Genomic DNA, 1,105 nt, shown 5'->3' with positions numbered 1-1,105 from the left:
CTCGGCGCTGATCGCCTCCGGCCTCGCGCTTCCCGCCCGCCGCATCACCGTCAACCTCGCGCCGGCCGACCTGCCCAAGGAGGGCAGCCATTACGACCTGCCGATCGCGATCGGCCTGATGGCGGCGATCGGGGCGATCCCGCCGGATGCGCTCAGCGGCTTCACCGTGCTCGGCGAACTCGGGCTCGACGGCTCGATCGCAGCCGTTGCGGGCGTGCTGCCGGCCGCGATCGGCGCCAATTCGCGCGACGAGGGATTGATCTGCCCGGCCGCCTGCGGCTCGGAAGCCGCCTGGGCGAGCCCGGACATCCAGATCATCGCAGCTCACTCGCTGATCCAGATCGCCAATCATTTCAAGGGCACGCAGGTGCTGTCGCGGCCGCAGCCGAAGGTGCACGAGCGCGAGGAGACGCTTTTGGACCTGCGCGACATCAAGGGCCAGGAGAGCGCAAAACGTGCGCTCGAGATCGCGGCCGCCGGCGGGCATCATCTCCTGATGATCGGCTCGCCCGGCGCCGGCAAATCGATGCTGGCGGCGCGGCTGCCCTCGATCCTGCCGCCGCTGTCGCCATCGGAGCTGCTCGAAGTCTCGATGATCGCCTCGGTCGCCGGCGAGATCCGCGACGGCGCCTTGACCGCGCGGCGCCCGTTCCGCAGCCCGCATCATTCCGCCAGCATGGCCGCGCTGACCGGCGGCGGCATGCGCGCCAAGCCGGGCGAGATCTCGCTCGCGCACCAGGGCGTGCTGTTCCTCGACGAATTGCCGGAGTTCGATCCGCGCGTGCTGGATTCGCTGCGCCAGCCGCTGGAGAACGGCGAGGTCGCGGTGAGCCGGGCCAACCATCGCGTCACCTATCCGGCGCGCTTCATGCTGGTCGCGGCGATGAACCCGTGCCGCTGCGGCCACGCCTATCAGCCCGGCTATTCCTGCAAGCGCGGCCGGCTCGACCGCTGCACCGCCGACTACCAGATGCGGATCTCCGGCCCGCTGATGGATCGGATCGATCTGCGGATCGAGGTGCCGGCCGTGACCGCGGCCGATCTGATCCTGCCGCCGCCGGCGGAGGGTTCGGCCGAGGTCGCCGCACGCGTCGCGGCGGCGCGC

The 1,105-nt window shown here is 71.0% G+C and carries 1 protein-coding gene; it reads left to right on the top strand.

What is annotated here, in order from left to right:
- Positions 1-1,105, top strand: a 1,105-nt coding sequence (locus tag H8B02_RS47405; RefSeq protein WP_229172532.1) for a YifB family Mg chelatase-like AAA ATPase, incomplete at both ends; no start/stop codon positions are given.

The organism is Bradyrhizobium altum (assembly GCF_020889705.1).
GTDB lineage: Bacteria > Pseudomonadota > Alphaproteobacteria > Rhizobiales > Xanthobacteraceae > Bradyrhizobium > Bradyrhizobium altum.
The sequence above is the reverse complement of the archived record's forward strand: the minus strand, read 5'-3'. Positions and strand labels throughout refer to the sequence as shown.